The organism is Nonomuraea sp. JJY05, assembly GCF_043496855.1.
Taxonomy (GTDB): domain Bacteria; phylum Actinomycetota; class Actinomycetes; order Streptosporangiales; family Streptosporangiaceae; genus Nonomuraea.
Genome location: NZ_JBIEIS010000117.1, coordinates 1 through 2,047 on the forward strand (window position 1 = coordinate 1; position 2,047 = coordinate 2,047).

Here is a 2,047-nt window from a genome sequence, read left to right on the forward strand (position 1 = left end):
CCCGACCTGGTCGAGGTGGCCGTCCGGGCGCTGGCCGGGACGGGCGTCAAGGTGGCCTCGGTCGCCACCGCCTTCCCCAGCGGCCGCTCCTCGCTGGAGGTCAAGGTGAGCGACACCGCGCTGGCGGTGGCGGCGGGCGCCGACGAGATCGACATGGTGATCGACCGGGGGGCGTTCCTGTCCGGCCGCTACCTGAAGGTGTGGGAGGAGATCGTCGCGGTCAAGGCGGCCTGCGGCGGCGCGCACCTGAAGGTGATCCTGGAGACCGGCGAGCTGGCCACCTACGACAACGTGCGGCGCGCCTCGTGGCTGGCGATGCTGGCCGGCGCCGACTTCATCAAGACCTCCACCGGCAAGGTGGCCCCGGCCGCGACGCTGCCGGTGACGCTGATCATGCTGGAGGCGGTGCGGGACTTCCGCCAGGTGACGGGCCGGCAGGTGGGCGTCAAGCCCGCGGGCGGCATCCGCACCACCAAGGACGCGATCAAGAATCTGGTGCTGGTGCACGAGACGGCCGGTGATGACTGGCTGTCGCCGGACTGGTTCCGGCTGGGCGCCTCCTCGCTGCTGAACGATCTGCTGATGCAGCGGCAGAAGCTGGCCACCGGCCGGTATGCCGGTCCCGACTACTTCACCCTGGACTGATGATGGCGATCTTCGAGTACGCTCCCGCGCCCGAGTCGCGCGACGTCGTCGACATCAAGGCGTCGTACGGGCTGTTCATCGACGGCGAGTTCGCCGACGGCTCCGGCACCCCGTTCAAGACGATCAACCCGGCGACCGAGGAGACGCTGGCCGAGGTCGCCACCGCCTCCTCCGATGACGTCGACCGGGCCGTGCAGGCGGCGCGTAAGGCGTTCGGTGTCTGGTCGGCGCTGCCCGGCGCCGAGCGGGCCAAATACCTTTTCCGGATCGCGCGGATCATCCAGGAGCGGGCCCGCGAGCTGGCCGTGCTGGAGTCGCTGGACAACGGCAAGCCCATCCGCGAGTCGCGCGATGTGGACGTGCCGCTGGTGGCGGCGCACTTCTTCTACTACGCCGGCTGGGCCGACAAGCTGGAGTACGCCGGGTTCGGCACCAGGCCGCTGGGGGTGGCCGGGCAGGTGATCCCGTGGAACTTCCCGCTGCTGATGCTGGCCTGGAAGATCGCGCCGGCGTTGGCGTGCGGGAACACGGTGGTGCTCAAGCCGGCCGAGACGACGCCGCTGACCGCGTTGTGGTTCGCCGACATCTGCCGGCAGGCCGACCTGCCGCCCGGCGTGGTGAACATCGTGACCGGCGCGGGCCAGACCGGCGCGGCGGTGGTGGGCCACCCGGATGTCGACAAGGTGGCCTTCACCGGCTCGACCGAGGTGGGCCGGATCATCGCCCGCGCGGTGGCGGGCACCGACAAGAAGCTGACCCTGGAGCTGGGCGGCAAGGCGGCCAACATCGTGTTCGAGGACGCCGCCATCGACCAGGCGGTGGAGGGGATCGTCAACGGGATCTTCTTCAACCAGGGGCACGTGTGCTGTGCCGGGTCGCGGCTGCTGGTGCAGGAGTCGGTGCAGGAGGAGCTGCTGGCCGCGCTCAAACGCCGGCTGGCCACCCTCCGGGTGGGCGAGCCGCTGGACAAGAACACCGACATCGGCGCGATCAACTCGGCCGAACAGCTCGCCAAGATCAAGGAGCTGTCGCAGCTCGGCGAGTCGGAGGGAGCCGAGCGCTGGTCGCCGGCGTGCGAGCTGCCCGAGCGCGGGTTCTGGTTCCCGCCCACGATCTTCACCGGGGTGGCGCAGTCGCACACGATCGCCCGGGACGAGATCTTCGGTCCGGTGCTGTCGGTGCTGACCTTCCGCACCCCCGCCGAAGCGGTGGAGAAGGCCAACAACACCCCCTACGGGCTCTCGGCCGGTATCTGGACCGAGAAGGGCTCCCGCATCCTGTGGATGGCCGACAAACTACGGGCCGGGGTCGTCTGGGCCAACACCTTCAACAAGTTCGACCCCGCCTCGCCCTTCGGCGGCTACAAGGAGTCGGGCTACGGCCGCGAGGGCGGTCTGCACGG

At 70.1% G+C, this 2,047-nt stretch carries 2 protein-coding genes; both read left to right on the plus strand.

Annotated elements, in window-relative coordinates; translation table 11 throughout:
• The coding region (deoC, locus tag ACFKCF_RS61500) for a deoxyribose-phosphate aldolase (RefSeq protein ID WP_394506761.1) at positions 1-645 on the plus strand (645 nt) is incomplete at its 5' end.
• 2 nt (positions 646-647) lie between these two features.
• On the plus strand, positions 648-2,047 hold a 1,400-nt coding region (locus tag ACFKCF_RS61505), incomplete at its 3' end, for an aldehyde dehydrogenase family protein (RefSeq protein WP_394506762.1).